At 72.5% G+C, this 23,828-nt stretch carries 25 protein-coding genes and 1 pseudogene; 15 read left to right on the top strand and 11 right to left on the bottom strand.

The genetic code is table 11. The features are described from left to right. Nucleotide 1 precedes the first annotated feature (1 nt). From otsB to IG02_RS0121280, 3 genes are all read right to left on the bottom strand, one after another. On the bottom strand, nucleotides 2-844 hold the full coding sequence (gene otsB, locus IG02_RS0121290; RefSeq protein WP_030750387.1) for a trehalose-phosphatase: 843 nt from the start codon (nucleotides 842-844) through the stop codon (nucleotides 2-4). Nucleotides 845-1,009: 165 nt separating this feature from the next. Next, entirely contained in the window at nucleotides 1,010-1,270 is a 261-nt protein-coding gene (locus IG02_RS0121285; protein ID WP_030750386.1) for a DUF3263 domain-containing protein, read from the bottom strand. A 58-nt stretch (nucleotides 1,271-1,328) separates the two neighbouring features. Beyond that, a complete protein-coding gene (locus IG02_RS0121280; protein WP_078854706.1) occupies nucleotides 1,329-2,546 on the bottom strand; it encodes an ABC transporter substrate-binding protein in 1,218 nt (405 codons plus the stop codon). Between the two features lie 400 nt (nucleotides 2,547-2,946). Here IG02_RS0121280 and IG02_RS0121275 point away from each other — a divergent pair, with 400 nt between their 5' ends. The 3 genes from IG02_RS0121275 to IG02_RS0121265 all read left to right on the top strand — a co-directional run bounded on the left by IG02_RS0121275 (nucleotide 2,947) and on the right by IG02_RS0121265 (nucleotide 6,472). Beyond that, nucleotides 2,947-4,041, top strand: a complete 1,095-nt coding sequence (locus IG02_RS0121275; protein ID WP_078854672.1) for an ROK family protein — start codon at nucleotides 2,947-2,949, stop codon at nucleotides 4,039-4,041. Continuing rightward, nucleotides 4,041-5,201 carry an N-acetylglucosamine-6-phosphate deacetylase gene (gene nagA, locus IG02_RS0121270; RefSeq protein ID WP_030750378.1) on the top strand — a complete coding sequence of 387 codons (1,161 nt, stop codon included), beginning with the start codon at nucleotides 4,041-4,043 and terminating at the stop codon, nucleotides 5,199-5,201. The genes IG02_RS0121275 and nagA overlap by 1 nt, the downstream gene beginning before the upstream one ends. A 224-nt stretch (nucleotides 5,202-5,425) precedes the next feature. Beyond that, on the top strand, nucleotides 5,426-6,472 hold the full coding sequence (locus IG02_RS0121265; protein WP_030750375.1) for a 1-phosphofructokinase family hexose kinase: 1,047 nt from the start codon (nucleotides 5,426-5,428) through the stop codon (nucleotides 6,470-6,472). A 203-nt stretch (nucleotides 6,473-6,675) separates the two neighbouring features. Here the strand turns inward: IG02_RS0121265 and IG02_RS0121260 are convergent, their stop codons facing one another. Together IG02_RS0121260 and cdgB are read right to left on the bottom strand one after the other, a co-directional pair. After that, complete coding sequence (locus IG02_RS0121260; protein ID WP_030750372.1) at nucleotides 6,676-7,692, bottom strand: carbohydrate-binding protein; 1,017 nt, start codon at nucleotides 7,690-7,692, stop codon at nucleotides 6,676-6,678. A gap of 263 nt (nucleotides 7,693-7,955) precedes the next feature. Next, the gene (gene cdgB, locus IG02_RS0121255; RefSeq protein WP_030750368.1) at nucleotides 7,956-9,842 is read right to left on the bottom strand and encodes a diguanylate cyclase CdgB; all 1,887 of its coding nucleotides are present in this window, start codon (nucleotides 9,840-9,842) and stop codon (nucleotides 7,956-7,958) included. Nucleotides 9,843-10,320: 478 nt separating this feature from the next. On the opposite strand from cdgB, the gene IG02_RS0121250 reads away from it, so the two are divergent. After that, entirely contained in the window at nucleotides 10,321-10,836 is a 516-nt protein-coding gene (locus IG02_RS0121250; RefSeq protein WP_030750367.1) for a flavin reductase family protein, read from the top strand. A 37-nt stretch (nucleotides 10,837-10,873) separates the two neighbouring features. Then, nucleotides 10,874-11,350 (top strand): IS5 family transposase, encoded by a 477-nt coding sequence (locus IG02_RS0121245; protein ID WP_234314845.1) that lies wholly within the window; start codon nucleotides 10,874-10,876, stop codon nucleotides 11,348-11,350. On the opposite strand, the gene IG02_RS0121240 is transcribed toward IG02_RS0121245, so the two are convergent. Further along, nucleotides 11,333-11,938, bottom strand: a complete 606-nt coding sequence (locus IG02_RS0121240) for a TetR/AcrR family transcriptional regulator (RefSeq protein ID WP_199814062.1) — start codon at nucleotides 11,936-11,938, stop codon at nucleotides 11,333-11,335. The two genes, IG02_RS0121245 and IG02_RS0121240, sit on opposite strands and share 18 nt — an antisense overlap. 258 nt (nucleotides 11,939-12,196) lie before the next feature. Between IG02_RS0121240 and IG02_RS0121235 the strand changes: the two genes are divergently transcribed. After that, nucleotides 12,197-13,051, top strand: a complete 855-nt coding sequence (locus IG02_RS0121235) for an alpha/beta hydrolase (RefSeq protein WP_030750358.1) — start codon at nucleotides 12,197-12,199, stop codon at nucleotides 13,049-13,051. A gap of 146 nt (nucleotides 13,052-13,197) precedes the next feature. On the opposite strand, the gene arfB is transcribed toward IG02_RS0121235, so the two are convergent. Then, entirely contained in the window at nucleotides 13,198-13,629 is a 432-nt protein-coding gene (gene arfB / locus IG02_RS0121230) for an alternative ribosome rescue aminoacyl-tRNA hydrolase ArfB (protein ID WP_030750355.1), read from the bottom strand. A 246-nt stretch (nucleotides 13,630-13,875) separates the two neighbouring features. Between arfB and IG02_RS0121225 the strand changes: the two genes are divergently transcribed. Further along, nucleotides 13,876-14,451, top strand: coding sequence for a TerD family protein (locus IG02_RS0121225; protein ID WP_030750352.1), 576 nt, complete (start codon nucleotides 13,876-13,878; stop codon nucleotides 14,449-14,451). A gap of 331 nt (nucleotides 14,452-14,782) precedes the next feature. Here the strand turns inward: IG02_RS0121225 and IG02_RS0121220 are convergent, their stop codons facing one another. Continuing rightward, the gene (locus tag IG02_RS0121220) at nucleotides 14,783-15,319 is read right to left on the bottom strand and encodes a helix-turn-helix domain-containing protein (protein ID WP_030750350.1); all 537 of its coding nucleotides are present in this window, start codon (nucleotides 15,317-15,319) and stop codon (nucleotides 14,783-14,785) included. 83 nt (nucleotides 15,320-15,402) lie between these two features. Between IG02_RS0121220 and IG02_RS0121215 the strand changes: the two genes are divergently transcribed. Both IG02_RS0121215 and IG02_RS0121210 read left to right on the top strand, forming a co-directional pair. After that, on the top strand, nucleotides 15,403-16,335 hold the full coding sequence (locus tag IG02_RS0121215) for an alpha/beta hydrolase family protein (RefSeq protein ID WP_420707783.1): 933 nt from the start codon (nucleotides 15,403-15,405) through the stop codon (nucleotides 16,333-16,335). Nucleotides 16,336-16,455: 120 nt separating this feature from the next. Then, on the top strand, nucleotides 16,456-16,953 hold the full coding sequence (locus IG02_RS0121210) for a hypothetical protein (protein ID WP_030750346.1): 498 nt from the start codon (nucleotides 16,456-16,458) through the stop codon (nucleotides 16,951-16,953). Between the two features lie 313 nt (nucleotides 16,954-17,266). Here IG02_RS0121210 and IG02_RS0121205 read toward each other — a convergent pair whose 3' ends face one another. Beyond that, a complete protein-coding gene (locus tag IG02_RS0121205) occupies nucleotides 17,267-18,013 on the bottom strand; it encodes a pentapeptide repeat-containing protein (protein ID WP_234314844.1) in 747 nt (248 codons plus the stop codon). 192 nt (nucleotides 18,014-18,205) lie between these two features. On the opposite strand from IG02_RS0121205, the gene IG02_RS0121200 reads away from it, so the two are divergent. Continuing rightward, on the top strand, nucleotides 18,206-19,411 hold the full coding sequence (locus IG02_RS0121200; RefSeq protein WP_051765508.1) for an FAD-dependent oxidoreductase: 1,206 nt from the start codon (nucleotides 18,206-18,208) through the stop codon (nucleotides 19,409-19,411). A 61-nt stretch (nucleotides 19,412-19,472) separates the two neighbouring features. Beyond that, nucleotides 19,473-19,568 (top strand): annotated as a pseudogene (locus IG02_RS40810) (zinc-binding dehydrogenase); the annotation flags it as partial. Between the two features lie 299 nt (nucleotides 19,569-19,867). Here the strand turns inward: IG02_RS40810 and IG02_RS0121195 are convergent. Together IG02_RS0121195 and IG02_RS41690 are read right to left on the bottom strand one after the other, a co-directional pair. Continuing rightward, nucleotides 19,868-20,383 (bottom strand): GNAT family N-acetyltransferase, encoded by a 516-nt coding sequence (locus IG02_RS0121195; RefSeq protein WP_030750337.1) that lies wholly within the window; start codon nucleotides 20,381-20,383, stop codon nucleotides 19,868-19,870. A 111-nt stretch (nucleotides 20,384-20,494) separates the two neighbouring features. Then, nucleotides 20,495-20,665, bottom strand: a complete 171-nt coding sequence (locus IG02_RS41690; protein WP_158712357.1) for a hypothetical protein — start codon at nucleotides 20,663-20,665, stop codon at nucleotides 20,495-20,497. A gap of 230 nt (nucleotides 20,666-20,895) precedes the next feature. Between IG02_RS41690 and IG02_RS0121185 the strand changes: the two genes are divergently transcribed. The 4 genes from IG02_RS0121185 to IG02_RS0121170 all read left to right on the top strand — a co-directional run bounded on the left by IG02_RS0121185 (nucleotide 20,896) and on the right by IG02_RS0121170 (nucleotide 23,567). Beyond that, the gene (locus tag IG02_RS0121185) at nucleotides 20,896-22,188 is read left to right on the top strand and encodes a sensor histidine kinase (protein WP_030750334.1); all 1,293 of its coding nucleotides are present in this window, start codon (nucleotides 20,896-20,898) and stop codon (nucleotides 22,186-22,188) included. Continuing rightward, the gene (locus tag IG02_RS0121180; RefSeq protein WP_030750331.1) at nucleotides 22,176-22,820 is read left to right on the top strand and encodes a response regulator transcription factor; all 645 of its coding nucleotides are present in this window, start codon (nucleotides 22,176-22,178) and stop codon (nucleotides 22,818-22,820) included. Before IG02_RS0121185 ends, IG02_RS0121180 begins: the two co-directional genes overlap by 13 nt. Nucleotides 22,821-22,932: 112 nt before the next feature. Continuing rightward, on the top strand, nucleotides 22,933-23,190 hold the full coding sequence (locus IG02_RS0121175) for a hypothetical protein (protein WP_030750328.1): 258 nt from the start codon (nucleotides 22,933-22,935) through the stop codon (nucleotides 23,188-23,190). A gap of 8 nt (nucleotides 23,191-23,198) precedes the next feature. Continuing rightward, nucleotides 23,199-23,567: a hypothetical protein gene (locus IG02_RS0121170; RefSeq protein WP_037803840.1), complete on the top strand. Its 369-nt coding sequence runs from the start codon at nucleotides 23,199-23,201 to the stop codon at nucleotides 23,565-23,567. Nucleotides 23,568-23,828 lie beyond the last annotated feature (261 nt).

Here is a 23,828-nt window from a genome sequence, read left to right as displayed (position 1 = left end):
GTCAGCCCAGACGTCGGCCGATGTGCTCCAGGAAGTCCGCGAGCGCTCCCGGTCCCGGCAGTACCAGGTCCGCGCGGGCCGCCAGTTCGGGCACGTCCGTGCCGCTGCACACCAGCAGTCCGGTGTGGCCCTCCAGGCGCAGCTTCTCCACCGCCGTGTACGCCGGGAGGTCTCCCAGGTCGTCGCCCCCGTACAGCACCGTCTCCGCGCCCACCTCGCGGGCGTACTCGGTCAGCGCCACCCCCTTGTCGATCCCGGGCGGGCGCAGTTCCAGGACCATGCGGCCGGGTTCGACGATGAGGCCGTGGCGGGCGGCGAGTTCGGCCAGGGGGGCGCGCAGGGCGTCGAAGGCGGCCTGGGGGTCGGAGGCGCGGCGGGTGTGGACGGCGACCGCCCGGCCCTTCTCCTCGATCCAGGTGCCGTGCCAGGCGCCGACGCCGTCGAGGAAGCCGGGGAGTTCCGCCCGGACCGCCGCGACCCCCTCGTGTGTCGCGGGCGCCCGGACGGTGCCGGTGACCGCGTCCCAGCGCTCGGCCCCGTAGTGGCCCAGGACGACGAGTCGTTCCAGGCCCGGGACGTCGGCGAAGCCGCCGTAGCGGACCGCGACCTCGGCCGGCCGACCCGTGATCACCGCTACCGACAGGAGGTGCGGCGCGAGAGCGGCGAGGGCGGCCGTGGCGCGCGGGTGGGCGCGGGCCTGCTCGGGGTCGGGGACGATCTCGGCGAGGGTGCCGTCGAAGTCGAGCGCGACGACCGCCTCGCCCGGCCGGGCAAGCAGCGCGGCCAGGCCGTCGGCGCCGGCGATGGTCGTCGGCCGCGGCAGGGGGTTCGAATGGCTGCCCATAGGTTCGACTTTATCGGTGGAACCGGTTGCGTGGGGCACTGACCGCCCTGGTGGACCCTCTTGTGCCCGCGGCGTGCCGGCCGGGCGCCGGCCGGGTGCCGCCCCTCGCGCCGCCGCTGGTGAGACGCCCTCGCGGGACAGGGGTACGGGTCACGGGGACGGGGCTCATCGGCGGGCGCGGCGGGCGGCGCGGACCCTGCGCAGCCTGTTCACCGTCACCGCGTCGTACTCCAAGGCGCGCGGATCGTCCAGCAGCGCGTTCAACAGCTGGTAGTACCGGGTCGGGGACATACCGAGCTGTTCCCGGATGGCGCGCTCCTTCGCCCCGGGCCCCGGCCATCCGCGCCGCTCGACCGCGAGCACCGCGAGATCCCGCTCGGACAGCCCCGCGCCGCCCGTGCCCCCGGATTCCTCTTCGGGTCCCACCGGCACCGACGTCCCTTCCCCTGCTCCCGCCGCTTCCGCCGTTCGTGTCCCCGTCACGCTACTCCGCCACCTCGGCGGCCGACGCGTCCCTCGCTATCCGCCCCAGCACGTCCGCCGGCCTGCCGCCCGGCTCCACCGCACGGCCGATGTTCTTCTTGATGCTCTCGTTCACGCTCGACCACGACGTCTTGCCGTACGGGAACAGCTCCGAGCTGTCCAGCGCCGACCGGAACTTCTCCAGGTCCGCGTACTTCCGGTTCCCCGCCATCGACTCGTTCGCGCTGTAGGTGACCGGCAGCTGGTCGTACCGCCCGACGAAGTCCAGCACGTTCTTGTCCTCGTACACGTAGTCCAGGAAGGCGCGGATCTGCTTCCCGTGGCCGTTCTGCCGGAACGCCATCATCCAGTCCGCCGACCCCATGGACGACTTGGCCTTGCCGCGCACGCCCGGCAGCGGCACCGCGCCCACCTCGACGCCCCGCTTCCGCGCCGCCTCCAGCAGCGCCGGGTGGCCGTTGAGCATGCCCACCTGGCCGTTGCTGAACGCGCTGAACGCCGTCGCCCGGTCCAGCTTCGACGGCGGCACCGGGCCCGTCAGGCCCTCGCCGACGAGCCCCTTCAGCCAGGTGAAGGTCCTGACGTTCTGGGGCGAGTCGATGTTGTACGAGCCGTCCGCCGTCTCCGTGTAGCCGCCCCCGCCGCTCAGCAGCCACATCAGCGTCTCGCTCTGGGCCTCCTCCGACCCCAGCGGCAGCGCCAGCGGCGTCGTCACCCCGCGCTCGGCCAGCGCCCGCGCGTCCCGTTCGATGTCGTCCCAGGTCTTCGGGGCGCTCAGACCGGCGTCCCGGTAGAGCTTCTTGTTGTAGAAGAGCAGCCGGGTGGAGGCCGCGAAGGGCAGGCCGTACTGGATCCGGTTGACCCGGCCGGCCTCCGACAGCTGGGAGAGGAAGTTCGCCTGCGTCGGTACGGACATGACCTCGTCCGCGGTGTAGAGCTTGTCCCCTTTCGCGTAATCGGCGTACGAACTGCCCTGGGCCAGGTCCGGCGCCTTGCCCTCCGCCACCATCTCCGCGATGTCGCTGTCTATGGTCTTCCACGGCCGGACCCGCACGTCGACCTTGATGTCGGGGTGCTCGGACTCGAAGGCCAGGGCCAGCGCCGACCAGAACTTCTGTGTCGTGGTGTCCGAGTTCGTGCCGTACTCCGCGGCGACGAGCCGGAGCGTGACGCTCCGAGGGGTCCCTGTGCTACCGCAACCGGAAAGTGCAATTGTCATGCCCAGGGCGGCAATTGCCGCCGTCACGCCCACGCAGCGCTGTCGCACGCCCCAATCCCCCGTCCTTGATCCTTTTTTCCTAAGGACATGCGATTTTCCCCCGCCAGGAAGGGAGGGGTCCAGGCGACGATCATTTCGCTTTCGCAACAGCCTCCCCTTTTTTTTGGGGCTCGGTTCGCCTCCGGGGGCGCTCCAAGCCACTGTCGACCCACCCGCCGCCATACGTGCCCACCTCGGACGTCACGGAAAACCCGGCACACAGGGGCGCCCGGGACGCGTCGGGCATCGAAACCCCCGGACCCACGAGCCCCGGCCCCGCCGACGCGCGGCCGCGCCCCTTCGGCCCGCTCGTCGCGGTAGTGGACTAGACCTCTTACGATCTACGCGCCAGACTGTCACCGTGAGACATGTCATTGCCCTGGATGTGGGTGGCACCGGCATCAAAGCCGCCCTGGTCGGCGCGGACGGCGCGCTGCTGCGTCAGGCGCGGCGCGCGACCGGCCGGGAGCGCGGGCCCGAGGCCGTCCTGGAGACCGTCCTCGGTTTCGCCGCCGAGCTGCACGCGTACGGCGCGGAGCACTTCGGCGGGGAGGACGGTGAAGGGGCCGCCGCTGTCGGCGTGGCGGTTCCCGGCCTGGTCGACGCCGAGCGCGGCATCGCGCTCTACGCCTCCAACCTCGGCTGGCGCGACGTCCCACTGCGCGACCTGCTGAGCGCGCGGCTCGGCGGCGTACCGGCCGCGCTCGGCCACGACGTGCGCGCCGGCGGCCTCGCCGAGGGGCGGCTCGGCGCGGGCCGGGGCACCGACCGGTTCCTGTTCGTCCCGCTGGGCACCGGCATCGCCGGGGCCATCTGCATCGGTGGCGCGATAGAGGCCGGAGCCCATGGTTCCGCGGGGGAGATCGGGCACGTCGTGGTACGGCCCGACGGCCCCGAGTGCCGCTGCGGCCAGCGCGGCTGCCTGGAGACCCTGGCCTCCGCCGGGGCCGTCACCCGCGCCTGGGCGGCGGCGAGCGGCGATCCCGGGGCGGACGCGGCGGACTGCGCCGAGGCCGTGGACTCCGGTGACCCCAGGGCCGTACGGGTCTGGGACGACGCGGTCGACGCGCTCGCGGCGGGCCTGGTCACCGCGCTCACCCTGTTGGACCCGCGCACGCTGATCATCGGTGGCGGACTGGCCGAGGCCGGGGAAACGTTGTTCACGCCCCTGCGGGCGGCGATCGAGCGGCGGGTCACGTTCCAGCGGGTCCCCCGGGTCGTCCCGGCGGCCCTCGGGGACACGGCCGGCTGTCTGGGCGCGGGGCTGCTGGCCTGGGACCTGCTCACCGCCGGCGCCGACATGTACAGCTCCGCCCCGCCGTCCCGATCGACCGCCTCGCCCCCTGCCACCCCGGCACCTTCCACCCCGGCGTCTTCCACCCCGGCACCTTCCACCCCGGCGTCTTCCACCCCGGCGGCCCGACTCGCCCCGGCACCCACGGAGGTAAACCCCTGATGGCCGCTCGCGCCGCATGCACCGTTCTCGCCGGGGCCCGGGTGGTGCTGCCCACCGGCATCGTGGACGGCGGGCGGGTGATCGTCGAGGGCGGCAGGATCGTGGGCGCCGCCCCGGACGACGCCACCACGCTGGACCTCTCCGGGCACTGGCTCGTCCCCGGCTTCGTGGACCTGCACAACCACGGCGGGGGCGGCGGCTCGTTCGCCTCGGGACCGGTGGACGAGGTCCTCACCGGCATCCGTACGCACCGCGCCCACGGCACCACCACGCTCGTCGCCTCCACGGTCACCGGCGACACCGGCTTCCTCGCGCAGCGCGCCGGTCTCCTCTCCGAGCTGGTCGAGCAGGGCGAGCTGGCCGGCATCCACTTCGAGGGACCGTTCATCTCCCCCTGCCGCAAGGGCGCGCACAGCGAGGCCCTGCTGCGCCACCCCGACCCCGCCGAGGTGCGCAAGCTGCTCGACGCGGCGCGCGGTACGGCCCGGATGGTCACGCTCGCCCCCGAACTGCCCGGCGGCATCGAGTCCGTACGGCTCCTGGCGGAGCACGGCGTGATCGCCGCCGTCGGCCATACGGACGCGACGTACGAGCAGACCGTCGAGGCGGTCGACGCGGGCGCGACCGTCGCGACGCACCTGTTCAACGCGATGCCGCCGCTCGGACACCGGGCGCCGGGGCCGGTCGCCGCCCTGCTGGAGGACGAGCGGGTCACGGTCGAGCTGATCAACGACGGCACGCATCTGCACCCGGCGGCCCTGGAGCTGGCCTTCCACCGCGCGGGCGCGGCCCGCGTCGCGTTCGTCACGGACGCCATGGACGCGGCCGGCTTCGGCGACGGGCGCTACCAGCTCGGGCCGCTCGCCGTGGAGGTCCGGGGCGGGGTGGCCCGGCTGGCCGGGGACGGCACGATCGCCGGGTCCACGCTGACCCAGGACGTCGCGTTCCGGCGGGCCGCGACGGTGGACCGGCTGCCGGTCGAGGACATCGTCCGGGCGATCTCGGCGAATCCCGCGAAACTGCTGGGCGTGTACGACCGGGTCGGCTCGCTGGAGCCGGGCAAGGACGCGGACGCGGTGGTGCTGGACGCGGACTTCTCGCTCAAGGGCGTGCTCCACAAGGGCGACTGGGTGGTCGGTCCGATCGGGGCGACCGGCTGATCGGCCCGGTCCGCTCGGCCGGCTGATCGGCCCGGCCGGCTCGGCCGGCCCGAAGACGGGGGACGAGTAGGGGCGTATCGACGCGAACGAACACCCCTGCTCAGGGCAGGACAAAGGCGGTCGGCCCCACGTCTGGGCCAACCGCCCCGCCTTTGACATGATCTTTACGACGACAGCCGGCCGAACGAGGGCCGCTCCACGCTTTTACACAGGGGTGTGACGTAATGATCTTGACAGTCACGCTCAACGCCGCCCTGGACATCACCTACCGGACGCCCGCGCTGGTGCCGCACGGCTCGCACCACGTGACCGAGGTCAGCGAGCGTCCCGGCGGCAAGGGCCTGAACGTCGCGCGGGTGCTGGCGGCGCTGGGACACGAGACCGTGGTCACCGGCTTCGCGGGCGGCCGGACGGGCGATGTCGTACGGGAACTGCTCGACGGCGGCAGGGGAACCGGCGGCGCGGCGCCCGGCGCGGACCCGGGCACGGGGCCGGGCACCGGCGGGGGCGCAGGCACGGGCGGCGGTACGGGAGACGGAACGGGCACCGGCCCTGGTGCGGTCTTCAAGCCGCCGGTCGACGCGCTCGTACCGATCGCCGGGTCCACCCGCCGTACGATCGCCGTCGTCGACGCGGCGTCCGGCGACACCACCCAGCTCAACGAGCCGGGACCGACGGTCTCGGCCGCCGAATGGGCCGCGTTCCTCGCCTCCTACGACCGTCTGCTCGGCGATGCCGAGGCGGTGGCGCTGTGCGGCAGCCTGCCGCCCGGGATTCACGTCGGCGCGTACGGGGAACTGATCCGCCGGGCCCGCGCCGCGGGCGTCACCGTCCTCCTCGACACCAGCGGCGAGCCGCTGCGCCGGGGCATCGGCGCCCGCCCCGACCTGGTCAAGCCCAACGCCGACGAGCTCGCCCAGCTCACCGGGGCCCGGGAGCCCCTGCGCGCCGCCCGCGACGCCCGTCGCCGGGGCGCGCACGCGGTCGTCGCCTCGCTCGGCCCGGACGGGGTCCTCGCGGCCACCCCTGAGGGCACCTGGCAGGCGTCCCCGCCCGCCCCGGCCCGGGGCAACCCGACGGGTGCCGGCGACTCGGCCGTGGCCGGCCTGCTCTCCGCGCTGGTCGAAGGGCTCTCCTGGCCCGACCGGCTGACCCGGGCGGTGGCCCTGTCGGCCGCGACGGTACTGGCCCCGACGGCGGGCGAGTTCGACGCCGGCGCGTACGAGGACCTGCTCGCGCGCGTCGCCGTGACGGAACACCTGCCTGCCTGACCTCCGGCGGCCGGCCTCCGCGTCGCCGGACCGCCCCCTCCGTCCCTCCGGTACCGGCCCTTCGGCGCCGGGCGGCAACGACCGCGCCCCGGTCGGCGAGGCGACACGGGGCGACGGGCGGGGCGGCGCGAGGCGCCGGTGGGGCCGGGGGTGTCCGGCGGAGTCGAGCGGCGGACGGGGCGTGGTGGCGTGGGGCAGGGCCCTCAGCCCTTGACCTCGCCCTCCTTCAACGACACCTGGTCAAGGAGCGCCTCGCACTGGTTGCCGTCCTCGCAGGAGATCTTGAGGTCGTTCTTGCCCTCCTGGAGGTTGACGTAGACGTAGGTACGCGTCCAGCCCTTCTCCCAGTCGCCCTCCGACGCCTGCGCGAAGTTCGACATGTTTATCTTGCGAGGCTCCTGGTCGTTGAGCGTCAGCGACGTCTCCGCGTCCTTGCCCGGCACGCTGTACGTGATGAACATCGTGTACGCGCCCGCCTTGTCCACGTCCACCTGCCAACTGGCGGCTCCGCCGACCCCGTTGAAGGCGACATAGGCGCCGCCGGTGCCCTTCGCGCCCTTGATGTCCGTGCCGAGGGCGGCCGGCGGGTTCAGCTTCAGGGTCGCCGCGTCCTGCTTCGGGAGTTCGTTCGCGGGCTTCTCGTCCTTGCCGCCGTCGTCGGACGGCTCGGAGCTCGGCTCCCCGGTCTGGCCGGCCGAGGCGGACGGGACGGAACCGCCGCCCGTCGCCTCGTCCTTCTGGTCGTCGCTGTTCGACAGCAGCGCCGCGGTGATGCCCACCACGACCACCGCCACCACCGCGATCGCGGAGATCAGCAGCACCTTGGTGTTGGGACCGCCCCGGGAGCCGCCACGGCCACCACCATGGCCGTGGGAGGTGGCGGGCGCGCCACCGCCGGGGACCCCGCCGGGCTGCGTCTCGGGCGCCGCGTAGTGCGGGTTCGGCTGCTGCCCGTAGGGCGCCTGGCCGTACGCCTGCTGCTGGCCGTAAGGCGCCTGCTGCGGCGGAGCCTGGTACTGCTGCTGCCCGTACTGGCGCTCGCCGACCGCCCTGACCTGGTTGTACGAGGTCCTCGGCACGCCGGGTGACGTGGGACCGGGGTAGCCGTAACCGCCTTGGCGGCGCTGGCCCGCGCCCGCGCCCGCTTGGCCGTCCTCGTACAGATAGCCGAACGGGTCGTCGTCCTCGGGCGTGCTCGTGCCGTTGTTCCCGGCCGTCATCCCTGGTCACTCCTTACCATATCGCCAGCGTCGCCGACCGGCCGAGCCTACCTCGAACGGGTAAACGCATGGACGGGCCTTGACGGGTGGCAGCCATTCTGCGGCCCTCGGATGAACAACCGATCGCGGCTGTGTCCCAGCCCTGTCCCGAATGCCGGCGTGCGTCTTCCTGGATTCCCGATGCCCCACCGCGCACACACGACGCGGACGAGCCGGCAGCCTCGTGGCCACCCCCCTGGGGTGAGGCTACCCGGAGGAGGCGATTACCCGGCTCGCCGGTGCACCTGTTTCCGTGAGCGTTTCTCCACGTACATCCGCTGGTCAGCCGATTGCAGGACCTCCTCCACCGACATCCCGCAACTCGCCCAGCCGATGCCGAAGCTCGCCCCGACGCGGACCGCCCGGCCGTCCACCCGGATCGGCGGGATGATCGCGTTCCGCAGGCGCACGGCGAGATCGGCGGCGTCCGCCGCACCGAGACCGTCGGCGAGGACGACGAATTCATCACCTCCGAGGCGCGCGACGGTATCGCCGTCCCGAACCCCGGCGGTCAGCCTGCGAGCGACCTCGATCAGAACCTCATCGCCTGTGTTGTGCCCGAAACGGTCATTGATCGATTTGAAGCCGTCCAGGTCGCAGAAAAGGACAGCGAGTCCCTTCGTGCCGTCGTCGGCATCGGGATCGTCGCTCGGGGCGACCAGGTGCTCGTGGTGGTCGAAGGGGTCGCCGGAGAGCGGACCGAAGTCTTCGTAGCCCTCGTAACCGTCGCGGCCGTCGTAGCCCCCGCGTCCCTCATAGTCCGCGCGTCCCTCGTACCCCTCGTACGCCTCGTGGTTCTCGTATCCCTCGTAACCGCCGTACGCGGCGTCCACGGCCTGCACCGCGGCGTCCCGCGTACCCCGCGCCCCCCGCGCCTCCCGTACGGCGTCCGGGCGGGAGCAGAGCCTGGCGCTGAGCCGGGCGCGCAGTTCGGCGCTGTTGGGCAGGCCGGTGAGCGAGTCGTGCGAGGCGCGGTGGGCCAGCTGGATCTCGCGGCTCTTGCGCTCCTCTATGTCTTCGACATGGGTGAGCAGGAAACGGGGTCCGTCGGCGGTGTCGGCCACGACGGAGTTGCGCAGCGAGACCCAGACGTACGAACCGTCCCGGCGCTCCAGCCGCAGCTCGGCCCGGCCGCCCTCGGCGGAGGTGCGGAGCAGCGTCCTGATGTCCTCGGGATGGACCAGCTCGGAGAACGAGTAGCGGCGCAGCGTGGCGGCGGGACGGCCCAGCAGGCGGCAGAGCGCGTCATTGGTGCGCAGCAGCCGGCCGTGCTGGTCGCCGCCCATGTCCGCGACGGCCATGCCGCTCGGCGCGTATTCAAATGCCTGCCGGAAGGATTCCTCACTGGCCCGCAGCGCCTGCTGTTCGCGCTCGAGACGGACCAGGGCGCGTTGCATGTTTGCTCGAAGCCGAGCGTTACTGATCGCAATGGCCGCTTGGGAGGCATACATCTGAAGCGCCTCCTGCCCCCAGGGTCCGGGACGCCGGCCGCCGCGCGGCCGGTCGACGGAGATCACGCCGAGCAGTTCGCGCCCGCCGCCGCCCGGGGAGCGACCACCGCCGTCCGCGGAGCGCTCGGCGCCCTCGGGACAGTCCCAGCGGACCTCCCGGCCCTCCCGGCGGCCGTCCGGCCGGCCCTCCCGCCCCTCCGAACGGGCCGGGCGGCCGTCCCGGCGTGCCGGTGCGTACATCGGCGCGTAGAGCCGGTCCTGGGGGTGCCACTCGTCCTCGAAGCGCGGTTCGGGCCCCTCCGTGTACCACTGCGGGACGTCGTCCTCCAGCAGCACCCAGCCCTCGGTATGGGGTATGAAACGCAGATCGCCCCAGCTCTGGCCCATGCTCAGCCGCCGCTCCCAGGACTCGCGCGAGCCCACCCGGCCGGTGATCAACGCCTCGGCGGCGGGGCTGCCGGCGAAGGCGGCGACGACCAGATCGCCGTCGGCCTGGACGATGTTGACGCAGGCGAGTTCGTAGCCGAGCCCTCTGGTGACGCCGTCCGCGACGGTCTGGAGCGTGTCCGCCAGGCTACGGGCGGTGAAGAGTTCGGCGACGGCGTCATGCAACTGCCGCAAGGTCGCAAGGCGGACGTACGGCTCCGACTCGGTCTCCATCGCTCGCTCTCCCCGGGACCTCGACAGCAACTCCAGGATTCTCATCGACTCTCGTGTCGCACTCCCCGCCACTGAATCACAGCGAGCTGTGCACTCGGTACACAGGGTCAACAATTACCCCACTCTGTGACTCAAGTCACACAATCGTACGAGAGTGTGAAGTGAGCACCGGAACGTCTGATGGGAGCGGTTCCATCGAGCGTCTTCGACAGCCTCCGATCGTTTCCGACAGCTTTCGAACGCAAATACCAGGCGTGTACCAGGAAGCGCCTTCCAGGAAACCCGCTTCAGAGCCCGCGGCGGGTGCATCCTAGGGCCGCGTGCGGTGGTCCTAGGACCCGGCTGGTCCTGTGGCCCGATGCGGTGGCGGGAGAACCGCGGTTAGCGTCGACAGGTGCCCCAGACGACCCCAGACGCCGCGAACCGCTCCACGCCATCCGCCACGCCCCGCGCCGATGCCGTCCCCCATGCTGAAGGGGTGAGCGACGACGAGTTCCGCGCCGCCCTGGCCAGGCTGGCCGCAGGGGTGGTGCTCGTGACGGCGTACGAACCGCCCCTGAGCCCGGACGGCCCGCGCGGCGAGGACGCGGGCATGACCGCGACCGCCTTCATGTCGGTCTCCCTGGACCCGCCCCTGGTCCTGGTCAGCGTGCGCAACGGCTCCCGCATGGACGACCTGCTCCTCGAGCAGCCGCTGTGGGCGGCCTCACTGCTCGCCGAGAACCAGCGGCACATCGCGGGGCGGTTCGCGATGAAGGGCCGGCTCAGCGACCGGTTGCTCTTCCAGGACCTGCCCTGCCGACGGGGGGAAGTGACGGGAGCGCCGCTCGTCGAGGGTTCGCTGGCGGCCCTCGAGTGCCGCACGGAGCAGCGCGTCGTCGCGGGCGACCACACCCTCGTCATCGGCCGCGTCCTGACGGCATGGCTGCCGGCGGCGGAAGGCGGCCCGCTGATGTATTACAAGGGCCGCTACCGGCAACTGGACCGGGGTTAGGTCATTTCTTTCGGATCATCGGATCGTTGGTCCGGGTGTGTCGTTGGCTGACGCCCAGTGGGCCCGTATCGAGCCGTTGCTGCCGGACCGGACCCCTCGGCGGGGTGGGCGGTGGCGTGATCACCGGCAGGTGATCGACGCGATTGCGTTCAAGTACGGCCCGGGCACGCCGTGGATGGACCTGCCCGAGCACTTCGGCTCGTGGAAGGGCGCCCACCGGCTGCGGAAGTGGGCCGCCGACGGCACCTGGGGCAGAGTCTTCACCGCCCTGCTCGCCCAGGCCGACGCCGAAGGCGGCCTGGACCGGGCCGTCGCGGTCGACTCCATGATCGTGCGTGCACACCAGCCCGCCGCCGGGGCCCGCCAAAAGGGGCCCCGGCCGGCGAGCCCGCCGACCATGCCCTCGGCCGCTCCCGCGGTGGGCCGACCACGAAGATCCACCTCGCCGCGGACGGTCGCCGCCGACCGCCGGCGTTCGTCCGATCGGCGCGCCTGCTCAGCGCTCGGGATGTGATCGCGGATCGGACCGGCCCTCTTTCATGCGCAGGATCAAGGTGACCGCGTCCTCCGGGCGGGTTCCGGGAGTCAGGACCTCCTGCAGAAGGAGGCCGCGTATCGCGGCAACGGTGACGGTGGCCACATTCCGCGCCTCCTCCGTGTCGAGCCCTTCGCGTTCCGCGAGTGAGGACAGCGTCACGGTGAGGTCGCCGATCGACTCCACGAACTCACGGAATTTCTCAGGCTCGTACGCGGCCAGTCCGGCGACGTGGAAGAAGCCCCGGACACGAGACAGCTGTTCCGGCCGGGTGTACGTACGCCAGATCGCCGCGACGAAATCGTCGAAGGTGCCCTGCTGGGCTGCTCGCAGAAGCGTCTCGTTGTCACGGGACCGCTGTGCCGTGAGCATGGCGGCGAGGGTGCCCGAGAGCGACCCGAAGTGGTAGCGCAGCAGGGCGTGGCTGGTCTCGATCCGGGCGGCGATCTCACGGAGCGACATCTCCGGCGGGGGAAGGGCCTCTCCGAAGGCGTCGAGAAGCCGTGCCAGGAGCCGCTCGCGCGGCGCTCTGCCCTTGTGGTCCGAAGTTGACAGAATCACTCCTATGGTTTTTCCATTGGACAAGAATGATAGGCGATCCCGTGCTGCTTCGCACACGGTCGCAGTCAGCTCAAAACGGCGGAGGGTCGGCCTTGGGACCTGCTCAGGCAGTCGGCGCGGCGGTCATCGACGGATCGGGGCGCGGTCCCGGCAACCTCGACGTCACTGTCGAGAACGGCCGCATGCCCCAGCCCGGTTCCTCCAGCGCGACCCCGCCTACGCCGTCCTCGTCGTCCAGGCCGGCCCAATCGTGAAGGACTTCAGATGAGCACCATGTGGCAGGGCTGCCTCGCCGGCACCGACTACTTCGAGATGCGCTCCAGCGGTGGGCACGACTACGGCATCTGGGTCACCACCCCACCGAACTACGACCCTGCCGCGGCGCAAGCACCTGTCGTGTACGTCCTCGACGGCAACTGGACCGTGGGCCTGACCGCCCCGCTCATCGTCACGCAACTGGACCCCTTGCAGCCGATCCAGCCCTATGTCCAAGTCAGCGTGGGCTACGCGGGTGAGGAGGCGGAGCACTGGGAGCGGCTGCGCAACCGTGACCTGGTGCCCCCCGGCGAACCCATCGCGAAGGAGTTCATCGATGCGGTGGAGTCGAGGGTCGAAGCAGGCACGATGACGCGCGAACAAGCCGATGCCTACCTCGCTGAACTGAACGACAGTCGCGCGGACATGTTCCTGAACTTCCTCACCGACGACCTGCACCCGCGGATCGAACGCGACTACGGCACCGCCCCGAGCGGGCACGGCCTCTTCGGCTACTCCTACGGCGGACTCTTCAGCCTCTACGCCTGGCTCACCAAGAGCACCTTCTTCGAGAGCATCGGCGCGGGCAGCCCCGGCATCATCAACGAGGAGAGCCAGGTCTTCGCTCGTCTTCGAGAGATGGGCGACACCCTGCCCGCCACCAAGCTCCACCTGACACTCAACGACAAAGAAGTCCTCGGAGACCTGGCGGTCTATCAGACTCTCTCGAAGAACGCGGCCTCGTTCCTCCACCACCTCACCGCGCGCAACGGCTCCGTCACCAGCGCACTCATGCGCGAAACGCACGTGACCGGGCTGCAGGCATCGTTCCTCAGCTACCTCAGGACCTGCCGCGGCCAATAGGCGCCTGCTCGCCGCCGTCGTCATGAGCCAGGAGGCGCGCCGCCTCCTCCGACGTGCCCTGTGCGAGGCCACCGGGCCGACGCCGAAGGGCCTCGGCCGGATCGGCTTCGCCGGGACGGCGCGCGGGTGCCGCGCGGCTGGGCGCGTTACGTCCAGTCCCGGCCCGAGCGGCCGCGTTTGGTCTCGGCGCGCTGCTTCTTCTCGCGCAGCCTGCGCTCGTTGATACCCCGCGGGATCTTCGTCTTGCGTCGTGCACGCGGCGGCGGGGCCGTGGCCTCCGCCAGCAGGGAGGCCAGCCGTACCGCCGCCGTCTCGCGGTTGCGCCACTGGGACCGGTGTTCCGAGGCCCGTACGGTGATCACGCCGTCCACCAGTCGGTTCGCGAGACGCTCCAGCGCGCGCTGCTTCCAGACCGGGGGCAGTGCCTGGGTCTTGGCGAGGTCGAAGCGCAACTCGACCTGCGAGTCGCTGGTGTTGACATGCTGGCCGCCGGGGCCCGAGGACCGCGAGAAACGCCACATGAGCTCGGCCTCCGGCAGGGAGACCGAACCTCTGATGACATGAGCGGGTCCGGACATGACTTCATGGTCGCGCGCCGGCACCGTCCGCGTCACATCCTTTTGGGCGAGGCCTCTCAGGGCGGCCGGACATCCCGGGCGGGCGGGCTCTTCCAGGACGGGCGGGCGGTCCGCTCGGGGTGCCCGTGAGAGGGAAAGCAAAGAAAGTAAAGGAGCTGGAACCCGCCGACGGCCGACCGCGTTATGTGGGGTGACGGCTGCTCCGGACCACCCGGAGCCCGGACACACGACGAAAGGGACATCCCCATGGCTGTAAGCCTGTCCAAGGGCGGCAACGTATCGCTCACCAAGGAGGCACCGGGCCTGACCGCCGTCACGGTCGGCCTCGGCTGGGACGTCCGTACCACCACCGGCACCGACTTCGACCTCGACGCCTCCGCGATCGCGGTGAACTCGGCGGGGAAGGTCGTCTCCGACGGCCACTTCGTCTTCTTCAACAACAAGTCCACGCCGGACCAGACGATCGTCCACACCGGTGACAACCGCACCGGCGAGGGCGACGGCGACGACGAGGCCATCAACGTCAACCTGGCGGGCCTGCCCGCCGATGTCGACAAGATCGTCTTCCCGGTCTCCATCTACGACGCCGAGAGCCGCAGCCAGAACTTCGGCCAGGTGCGCAACGCCTACATCCGCATCGTCAACCAGGCCGGTGGCACGGAGATCGCGCGTTACGACCTGAGCGAGGACGCCGCCACGGAGACCGCGATGGTCTTCGGCGAGCTGTACCGCAACGGCTCGGACTGGAAGTTCCGCGCGGTCGGCCAGGGTTACGCCTCGGGCCTGGTCGGCATCGCCACGGACTTCGGTGTGAACCTCTGACGGTGACCGCACAGGTCCGTCGACCGGTTGTGACACCGGTCCGTCGCCGCCGCGCACAACGGGTGGCAGGCGACTGACGTGACGGGTGGGGCCCCGGCCCGGCCGAACCCCGGCTTCGGCTCCGGGCTCAGTTCCGGCTCCGGGCTCGGCTTCGGGCTCGGCTTCGGCAGGGCCTGGCGGGCCTTGGGCCCCACCCCGCGCACGGCAGTGCGGCGCGCGCACGGCTCACCTCGGCCCTGACGTGACAACCACCGCACGCCGAGCACCACGAGGCATCCCGCATCAGCCATCCGGCACCCGGCATCAGGCGTCCGGCATCAGGCGTCCGGCATCAGGCGTCCGTGGGTTTGTCGGGCACGAGGGCCACGCTGATGATGTGGCGAACGCGGCCGTCGCCCGGAGTGGCCCGTGCGCGGCGGGCGACGACGGCTTCGAGTTCCGCCACGAGATCGGTGAACTCCTCCTCGGTCAGCCATACACCGCCCTGCCGGTAGAGGACGCCTTCCCGGGCGGGTTCGCTGTCGTCCCGGGAGAGGTACCGGTCGAAGTCGGCCATCATGGCCCCGGTGAAGACGGTGAAGGCCTGCCGGTGGTCGTCCTTCGTCATGGTGCCGCGGGCGTCGACGTCGACGAGGGCTTGGTCCTGGCGGACGCGGTAGCTGCGTTCGAGGGTGCCGCGAACCGGCCTTTCGCCCACCACTTCCAGGACGCCGGCGCGGGTGAGGGTGGCGATGTGCCGGTACATGGTGGCCGGGGGGACGTCCGGCATCCGTTCGCGCAGTTGGGCGGTGGTCAGTTCATCGGCGCCCACCAAGGTCTGCAGGATGCGCATCCGGACGGGGTGGAGGAGGAGATTCGAGCTCGCCATGACCTCATGGTCTCACGACTGATAACGTTCTCATTATTGAGAGCAGTAAGGGAGGAGAGGCAGAGGCCTTGCACGACACCGACATGACGGTCACCACGGCCGACGGAACCGCCCTGGCCGGCACCCTGACCCTGCCGACCGGTCCCGGTCCGCACCCCGCCGTCCTGCTCCTGCACGGCTCCGGCCCCCTGGACCGCGACGGCAACACCCGTAAGGTCCCTGTGAACCTCGGCCCGCCGCTGGCCGAGGCCCTGGCGGCAGCGGGAATCGCCACGCTGCGCTACGACCGGCGTGGCGTCGGCGCCACCCCCGGGACCTGGCGGGCGTCCGGCTTCACCGACAACTACCAGGACGCCGCCACCGCCCTGCGCGCGCTGGCCGCCCATCCCGCCGTCCGCCCGGAAGCCGTCGGCGTCGTCGGACACAGCGAAGGCGCCCTGCACGCCATGGCCCTGGCCGCGCGCCACGAGGTGCGGGCGGCGGTGCTGCTGGCCGGCTACGCACGCACGGGCGAGGAGGCCCTCCGCTGGCAGGCCCGCTCGATCGCCGAGGGCCTGCCCGCGCCCGTACGCCTCCTGCGCGGCCCCCTGGGAGCCCTGGGCAACCGGGCTCTCGCCCGGGTCAGGAAGACCCGTACGGACGTGGCCCGTATCGCCGGACTCCCGGTCAACGCCCGCTGGATGCGCGAAAACCTCGTCCACGACACCCGTGACGACCTCGTCGCCATCCACGCGCCCGTCCTGGCCGTCACCGGCGCCAAGGACATCCAGGTCGACCCCGCCGACCTGGACGAGATCCACCGGCTGGTGCCGGGCGTCACCGAGGTCCATCGCCTCCCCGACCTCACCCACGTCCTGCGCCCCGACCCCGGGCACCACACGCTCCGTTCCTACCGCCGCCTCCTGCGCGGCCCCGTGGACCCCGGCGTCCTCGCCCTCGTCACCACCTGGCTCACCGCCCAACTGGACCCCTCCCCCGGGCAGCCGCTCGCCGAGGAGCGAACGAGCTCCGCCTGACCCGCCCGGCCCCAGTGAGACGCGGCAGGACCACCGCGTGATCGTCCCCGCGTCCGTGTCAGGGGCGGGCGGCGGAACCGGGCGGGCGGCCGGCTGTGACACCTGTGACACCATCGGGCAGTGCTCGACATCGGCTACTCCTTGTCCACCCGTTTCCCGGATCCCCCGCAGACCGACTACCGCCGCGTGGACGTCCGAACGCTGCGCCACGACCTCTTCTGCGGTGACGTCTATCTGGCGGACACGCACACGGACCGCGAGGTGTCCACAGCCTGGGGATGGGTGCCGGTACTCGACTTCGCGTGGGCGCTGTGCGACATCGTCGAGCAACTGGACCGCGATCCGCGCGGCAGCCGCGCGTCCCGGCCGCAGTACGCCGAGCTGGACTTCACGGAGTCCTCGGACCGCATGCTCTTCCAACGGCGGTTCGGCTGGGTGGACGTCACGGCCGACTGGATGCCGCGCGACGAGCCCCCGCTGACCTTCAGCCACCGGCTGCTGCGGCGTGAGGCGCGGGACTTCCTGCACGACCTGACGGCGGATCTGACCGACCTGCACGAGGACCTGGCCGACAACCCGGTGGTCTGGGACCTGCAAGCCCGCTTCCCCCGCGCCTGACCGACGGCCCGACGCCCGTCGCCCGTCGCCCCGTCGCCCGTCGCCCCGTCGCGGCGCAAGGCCGGTCCGAGGCCGCGGGCACCGAGCCCCCGGGCACCTGGGCACCCGGGCACCCTGGCACCCTGGCACCCGGAGCCTGCGGTCGGCTCGTCTACGGTCCCGGTCCGGGGCCGGTCGCGGCCCGGGTACGGTCCGTCCGGGGCCGACGCTTCGGGCGGCGGGCCGGACCAAGGCCCGGGCGCCGCCAAGGGCCCCTGGGCCGCGCCGGCCCGCGCGGGGTGGCGCGACCGTTCACACCCACCGGCCATGCGGCTCAGTCCAACGCGTCCTCCACCCTCACTCCTATCTGCGCCGCGAACGCCGGGGCCAGTCGCAGCAGCTGCGCCGAGCTGATCACCGCGCCCGCGAGCCGGTCCAGGCCACGGGCGATGTCCAGCTCGGCCACCGTCCGCAGGTCGACGTCCTTCATCCGCACCCCGCTCAGATCCGCCCTCCTGAGCACGCAGTCCCGGAACTCCACCCGTACGAGCTCCGCACCGCCGAAATCCGCCTCCGACAGGACGCAGCCCTCGAACACCACATCCTTCAGCCGCGATTTCCGCAGGTTCAGGTAATCGATCTTCCCGCCCTTGACCAGCACCCTCTCCAACGTCGCGCCGTGCAGCTGCGCCCCGCCGAGACGCGCGTCCACCATCTCCACATCCCGCAGCGACGCCTCCGACAGGTCCGTCCCCACGCCCCGCACACCGCTCAGGACACAGTCGACGAAGCGCGCCCGCCGCAGCACCGTCTCGTCCAGACCGCACCCACGCAGGGCGCAGTCGATGAACCGCGCGCCGGGGCCCTCCTCGCCTCTCAGATCGAGGTTCGTGAACTCCAGCCCGTCATAGTCCCCGTCCGGATCGAGCCCGCCGCCGTACGGACTCAGCGGCGGCAGCCGCACCTCCGCCCGCTTCGCCACCGCGGCGGCCGCCGGCCTCCTCCTCGCCCGTCCCGCGCCCGCCGCGCCCGCCGCCGCGCCGGACCCCGTTCCGCCGTCCCTCATCGTCCTGCCTGCCATGCCCCCATGGTGACGTACGCCACTGACAACGCCCCGATGTCACATCCAGTTGTCCTGCATTCGTCACGTCAGGAGACGCGGGCACGAACACGGCACAGGCAGGCCCACGCACACGCACACAGCAGGCACGCAGCACGCAGCACGCACGGACACGACGAAGTCGATGAAGGCACGGGTGGGGACATGAAGGCCATGGATCACATCACCGTCATCGGAGGTGGCTTCGCCGGGCTCACCGCCGCGATCACCGCGGCCGAGGCCGGCGCCGCAGTCACCCTCCACGAGGCCCACCACACCCTCGGCGGCCGGGCCCGCACCGCCGACGGGCCCTACCTGACCAACGAGGGCCCGCACGCCCTCTACCACCGCGGCCCGCACTGGGCCTGGCTGCGCCGCCGCGGTCTGCTGGGCCCGATGGCGAGGGTTCCGATGGCCGCCGGCTCGCGCGTGTTCTTCCACCGCGACGGCGCGCTGCGCAGGATCCCGCCCCTCGGGATGGTCAGGCTCGGCCTGCGCGACCCCGTCCGTGCCCCGGTGGACACCGATTTCGCGACCTGGGCCACCGCGGGGGCCGGCCCCGCCGCCGCGCGTGCCGCCGCGCACTTCTCCGCCGTCGCCCTCTTCCACCACGACCCCGGCGCGCTCTCCGCCGCGTTCGTCCAGGAACGGCTGCGGCGGCTGACGGCCCTGCCTCCCGAGGCGCACTTCCCGCGCGGCGGCTGGGGGCAGCTGATCGGCCGGATGGCCGCGCACGCCCGGAACCTGGGCGTACGGCTGGAGACGGGGAGCCGGGTCGACGCCCTGCCCGAGAACACACCGGTGATCGTCGCGACGTCCCTGGCGGCCGCCCGCCGCCTCCTCGGCGACGAGACACCGCGCTGGACCGGCGGCCGGACCGTACTGCTCGACCTGGCGCTGCGTACCGCCGGCCGCGATCCGTACATCGTCTCCGACCTGGAGGCCCCGGGCTGGCTGGAACGGTTCACCGCCACGGACCCGTCCCTCGCGCCGGCCGGCGAACAACTGCTCCAGGGGCAGTTCCCCGTCGGTCCGGACGACGACAAGGGGGACGGCGTCGCCCGGGCCGAACGCCTGCTCGATCTCGGCTTTCCCGGCTGGCGCGAGCGCGTGGTCCGGCGGCGCGAGGCCGTCGCGACGGACCGTACCGGCGCGGTCGACCTGCCCGGCACCACCTGGCGCGACCGGCCCAGGATCGACCGCGGCGGCGGGGTGTTCCTCGCGGGGGACCAGGTCGCGGCGCCGGGGGTGCTGGTGGAGGTGGCGTTCAACAGCGGAATCGAGGCGGCCATGCTGGCGCTCCGCCGGGCACCGGGGAGGGCGGGACGCCGGCCGGCCGCGCCGAGGCCCACGCCGCGGGAAGGGCCGTGGGCCGCGTGACCGGTGGCCCGGCCGCCGACCCCGTGCCCCCTCTCGCCCGCCCGCCCGCCTCACCCGACCGCCCCGCCCGCAACGCTTCCCGCTCGCCCGTGCGGCCGAGGCACACCGCGCGCTGGAGACGCGCGGCACGGTCGGCAAAGTCGTCCTGGAGCCGTGACCGGCGCCGGGATGGGCGCGGATCCCGTACGGCTCCGGTACGGGGGTCCGGGGCCGATACGGGATCCGCGCCGGTACGGGGGTGCGGGGCCGGTACGAGATCGGGCCCAGGGGCGAACCGCCCCGCGAGTCGCCCTGACTCCTCGGCCCCTCGGACCGCCCGCCCGAACAGGAGGTCCACCTGATGGGCCCTCGCCGTCATCGCCACCGCGCGGCTGGTGGCCGTGACGGCCGCGCTCGGCGGCGGCGGATCGCCGGCCTCGCCGGCCGTACGCGCATCCGACGGGCCCGGGGACCCTGTCAGCCGGCTCCGAGCCTGGTCAGCGCGGCGTCCGTCAGACGGTAGACCGTCCACTCGTCCTGCGGCAGCGCGCCCAGGGACCGGTAGAAGGCGATCGTGGGCTCGTTCCAGTTCAGAACCGACCACTCCAGCCGCTCGTAGCCACGCTCGACACAGATCCGCGCCAGCTCCGCGAGCAGTGCTTTCCCGTGGCCGCCGCCCCGCTTCTCGGGGCGTACGTACAGGTCCTCCAGGTAAATGCCGTGCACGCCGCGCCAGGTCGAGAAGTTCAGGAACCACAGCGCGAAGCCCACCACCTCGCCGGGCGCACCGGTGGGGTCGTCCCGGCCGTCCGGGGCGTCCGGGACGTCCGAGACGGCGACGTGCGCGAACGCGGCGGGGCGCTCGCCGAACAGCGCCTCGCGCAGCTGTTCCTCCGTGGCCCGCGCCTCGTCCGGGAGCTTCTCGTAGGTGGCCAGCTCGCGGATCATCGCGTGGATCAGGGGGACGTCGGCGGCAGTCGCGGTACGGATCACACCGTCCAGCGTGCCAGAACGCGGCGAGAGCACGGGCGGGCACGGGCAGGGGCGTACCGGTCACGAGCGGGCACGTACAGGCAAACATAGGCGCATACAGGCACATACGGGTCAGGAAGCCGCCCGCGTGCCGCGCATCAGGTACAGGCCCACCCCCGCGCCGATGGTGAAGAGGCCGGAGGCCAGGTTGGCCACGAGCTGCGGGACGCCGGTCATGAAGATGCTCGTCGCGACGTTGGCGGCGAGGGCGGTCGCGAGCACCAGCCAGAGCAGAGACTTCATGAGTGGGGTTCCTTCCGTAAGCGGCGTAAGGGGGTCGGACGGCCTCGGGGCTCGTAAGCCTCGCCGCCGAACGTCTGTGACCAGCATGCCGCTCCGTGAACCCCCGTTCCATGGAGCGCTCTCCCGAACCGGAGGTGTAGCCCGCTCCACCTCCGATCGGGGAGAACGCCCGCCCGTGCCCCCGTCCCCCGGTCGCCTAATCTGACCGCATGACCGACGACTTGGACGAGATGGAGAGGGCGGTGGGCCGGGCGGGCCGGGCATCGGCGCAGCTCCTGACGGCCGCCGGGCTGGCGGTGGTCTCGTACTTCTTCCTCGCCCTCCTGGTGTTCACGGCCTGCACGGCGTTGCTCGTCATCGGTGCCGGAATGGTGCCCGAGACCGCGCTGCTGCTCCACCGGCTCACCGGGTACAAGCGCCGCAAGGTGGCCGCCTGGACGGGCGAGCCGCTGCCCGAGGCGTACGCGCAGCTCACCGGCACGCTGCCGGAGCGGGTGCGTACGGCGGTCAAGGACCCGGGAACGCGGCAGGACCTGCGGTGGTACGCCCTGCACTGCGTCTACGGCATGCTGCTGCCGTGCCTCGCGCTGCCCGTCTGGTTCACCGGCCTGGTCGTCGACGGTGTGTGGTGCGGGGCGTTGCGCCGCCGGGCGGTGGTCCTGCCGCTGATCGAGCGCCTCGCCGATCTCGACGCGGCCTGGTCGCGGGCGCTGCTGATGCCGTCGCCGGAGGCGCGGCGTACCGCCGAACTGGCAGAACGCGTCGAGGAGTTGACCGTGACCCGGGCGGGCGCGGTCGCCGCGCACGGCGCGGAGCTGCGGCGTATCGAACGCGACCTGCACGACGGCGCGCAGGCGCGCCTGGTCGCGCTGTCGATGCGGGTGGGGCTGGCGAAGCGGGCGTACGAGAACAACCCCGACATGACCCGCAAGCTCCTGGACGACGCGCAGGACCAGGCCGAGGAGGCGCTGACCGAGCTGCGGCACGTCGTGCGCGGCATCCACCCGCCGATCCTCACCGACCGGGGTCTCGTGGGCGCGGTGCGGGCACTGGCGGCGGGCAGCGGGCTCGACGTACGGGTGGACGTGGTGGGGCTGGACGGGGAGCCCGCGCCGGCCGACGGCACGGGCCCCGCCGAGGGCACGGGCCCCGCCGGCAACCCCGGCTCCCCCGGCGACCCCGGCTCCCCCGGTGGCACGGCCTCCGCCGCCGTCCCCGTGGGCGCGCCGCGCGCACCCGCGGCGGTCGAGGCCGCCGCGTACTTCGTCGTCGCCGAGGCCCTGACCAACGCCGCCAAGCACAGCGGGGCTGACCGCGCCTCGGTGCGGCTGGAGCGTACGGCGGACCGGCTGCGGCTCACCGTGCGCGACGAGGGCCGCGGCGGCGCCGACGACTCGGGCCGCGGCGGCTCCGGGCTGCTGGGGATGCGGCGCCGGGTCGCGGCGCTCGACGGAACCGTGGACATGACCAGCCCCGTCGGGGGCCCGACCGTGATCGAAGTGGAGCTGCCGTGCGTGTGGTGATCGCCGAGGACAACGCCTTGCTGAGGGAGGGCATGGTCCTGTTGCTCTCCTCCGCCGGGCACGAGGTCGTGGCGGTCGCGGCCACCGGCCCCGAGGTGCTGCCGACCCTCCTCGAGCACCGCCCGGACGTGGCGGTGCTCGACGTGCGCATGCCACCGGGCTTCCGCGACGAGGGCCTGCGCGCGGCGCTCGCGGCCCGGCGCGAGATCCCGGCCCTGCCGGTGCTCGTGCTGTCGCAGTACGTGGAGGAGACGTACGCGGCGGAGCTGCTGGGCGGCGGCGCGAGCGGCGTCGGCTACCTGCTGAAGGACCGGGTGGGGCGGGTCGACGAGTTCCTGGACGCGCTGGACCGGGTCGCCTCGGGCGGCACGGCGCTGGACCCGGAGGTGGTGACGGAACTCCTGACCCGCCGCCGGGACGACCCGCTGGAGTCGCTGACCCCGCGCGAGCGCGAGGTGCTGCACCTGATGGCGGAGGGCCAGGACAACGCGACGATCGCGAAGACCCTGGTGGTCTCGGACCGCGCGGTCAGCAAACACATCGGCAACGTCTTCGCGAAGCTGGGCCTGCCGCCGAGCGACAGCGGACACCGCCGGGTGCTGGCGGTACTGGCGTACCTGAAGAAGGACTGAACCGGCGGACCGGCCGTCGGTGGGCGGGGCGCGGACGGCCCCCGCGCCCCCGTCGGCGCGGCAAGGGTACGGGTACGTACCCGTATGCTGAGGGGTGGGAAGGAATACGACGATGCCCGATGCCAATGTCCGTATCCCCGAAGAGGCCAAGGACCGGCTCGCCGCCATAGCGGCCGCCGAGGGTCTGTCCCTGCGCGCCTACCTCGCCCGACTCGCCGAGAATCTGCTCACTCCGGCCGAGCGGGCGGAGCGTGCCGAGGCGGCGCGGGCGGCGCTGGAGGCGTGGACCGGGTATGCCCCGACCGCAGCCGAACGACAGGAGCAGGACCGCGAGCTGGACCGGCGTCTGGGACAGGCAGCCGACCGGTGAGCGACAGCATGCACATCGTCCTGGACGATACGGCGATGGCCGCGGCCGGACAGGGCAACGTCCTCGCCTCACGCCTCATCCACCGGGCGCACGCCGAATCCGGCTGGTTCCTGTACGCCCCGGCGTGCGCGCTGGTGGAAGCCGACCGCGCCCGGCCGGGAACGGCCGAGCACCTGGCGGCTCTGCCGGGTATCACCGTCCTGGATCTGGACCTGCCCGCCGCCCTGGCCCTTGCACGACAGGAGACCTGGGCGGCGGCGCACAGCCAGTACGCGGCGCGGCCCACCCCGGACCGTCCCGACGGAGCGATCATCGCGACCACCAACCCGAAGCGCTGGACGGGCGAACCCGTGCGCGTACTGGACCTCACTCCCTGACACAACCTGACGTCTTTTGCGTCGGTGAGCGCGTTGGACGCGCGTCCGGGCGCGAAACCCTCCCGGCACGCCCGAAGCGGACGGGTGCGGTGTTCAGCGGCGCGGCAGCGGTGCGCGGCGGGGGACGGTTCCCGGCTTCGGGCCGCACGGGGCCTTGTGCAGGTGAACCGGCGGGGCGGCGCCGGTACCGGTCTCGACGGAGTGGGTGGTGTATGTCCGGCCGGGCAGGATCGGCCGCCCGCAGCGGTCGCAGGACATGGA

The sequence above is a fragment of the Streptomyces sp. NRRL F-5135 genome, from assembly GCF_000719775.1.
In the GTDB taxonomy this organism is placed as follows: domain Bacteria; phylum Actinomycetota; class Actinomycetes; order Streptomycetales; family Streptomycetaceae; genus Streptomyces; species Streptomyces hebeiensis.
Note: the sequence above shows the minus strand (reverse complement) of the source record. Positions and strands in the feature narration are given on the sequence as shown.

Excerpts from the sequence above, each read along its gene's own strand:
- otsB (WP_030750387.1), bottom strand. The coding sequence starts at position 844 with ATGGGCAGCCATTCGAACCCCCTGCCGCGGCCGACGACCATCGCCGGC.
- IG02_RS0121280 (WP_078854706.1), bottom strand. The coding sequence starts at position 2,546 with ATGACAATTGCACTTTCCGGTTGCGGTAGCACAGGGACCCCTCGGAGC.
- nagA (WP_030750378.1), top strand. The coding sequence starts at position 4,041 with ATGGCCGCTCGCGCCGCATGCACCGTTCTCGCCGGGGCCCGGGTGGTG.
- IG02_RS0121265 (WP_030750375.1), top strand. The coding sequence starts at position 5,426 with ATGATCTTGACAGTCACGCTCAACGCCGCCCTGGACATCACCTACCGG.
- IG02_RS0121260 (WP_030750372.1), bottom strand. The coding sequence starts at position 7,692 with ATGACGGCCGGGAACAACGGCACGAGCACGCCCGAGGACGACGACCCG.
- cdgB (WP_030750368.1), bottom strand. The coding sequence starts at position 9,842 with ATGGAGACCGAGTCGGAGCCGTACGTCCGCCTTGCGACCTTGCGGCAG.
- IG02_RS0121235 (WP_030750358.1), top strand. The coding sequence starts at position 12,197 with ATGAGCACCATGTGGCAGGGCTGCCTCGCCGGCACCGACTACTTCGAG.
- arfB (WP_030750355.1), bottom strand. The coding sequence starts at position 13,629 with ATGTCCGGACCCGCTCATGTCATCAGAGGTTCGGTCTCCCTGCCGGAG.
- IG02_RS0121225 (WP_030750352.1), top strand. The coding sequence starts at position 13,876 with ATGGCTGTAAGCCTGTCCAAGGGCGGCAACGTATCGCTCACCAAGGAG.
- IG02_RS0121220 (WP_030750350.1), bottom strand. The coding sequence starts at position 15,319 with ATGGCGAGCTCGAATCTCCTCCTCCACCCCGTCCGGATGCGCATCCTG.
- IG02_RS0121215 (WP_420707783.1), top strand. The coding sequence starts at position 15,403 with ATGACGGTCACCACGGCCGACGGAACCGCCCTGGCCGGCACCCTGACC.
- IG02_RS0121205 (WP_234314844.1), bottom strand. The coding sequence starts at position 18,013 with ATGGCAGGCAGGACGATGAGGGACGGCGGAACGGGGTCCGGCGCGGCG.
- IG02_RS0121200 (WP_051765508.1), top strand. The coding sequence starts at position 18,206 with ATGGATCACATCACCGTCATCGGAGGTGGCTTCGCCGGGCTCACCGCC.
- IG02_RS41690 (WP_158712357.1), bottom strand. The coding sequence starts at position 20,665 with ATGAAGTCTCTGCTCTGGCTGGTGCTCGCGACCGCCCTCGCCGCCAAC.
- IG02_RS0121185 (WP_030750334.1), top strand. The coding sequence starts at position 20,896 with ATGGAGAGGGCGGTGGGCCGGGCGGGCCGGGCATCGGCGCAGCTCCTG.
- IG02_RS0121175 (WP_030750328.1), top strand. The coding sequence starts at position 22,933 with ATGCCCGATGCCAATGTCCGTATCCCCGAAGAGGCCAAGGACCGGCTC.
- IG02_RS0121170 (WP_037803840.1), top strand. The coding sequence starts at position 23,199 with ATGCACATCGTCCTGGACGATACGGCGATGGCCGCGGCCGGACAGGGC.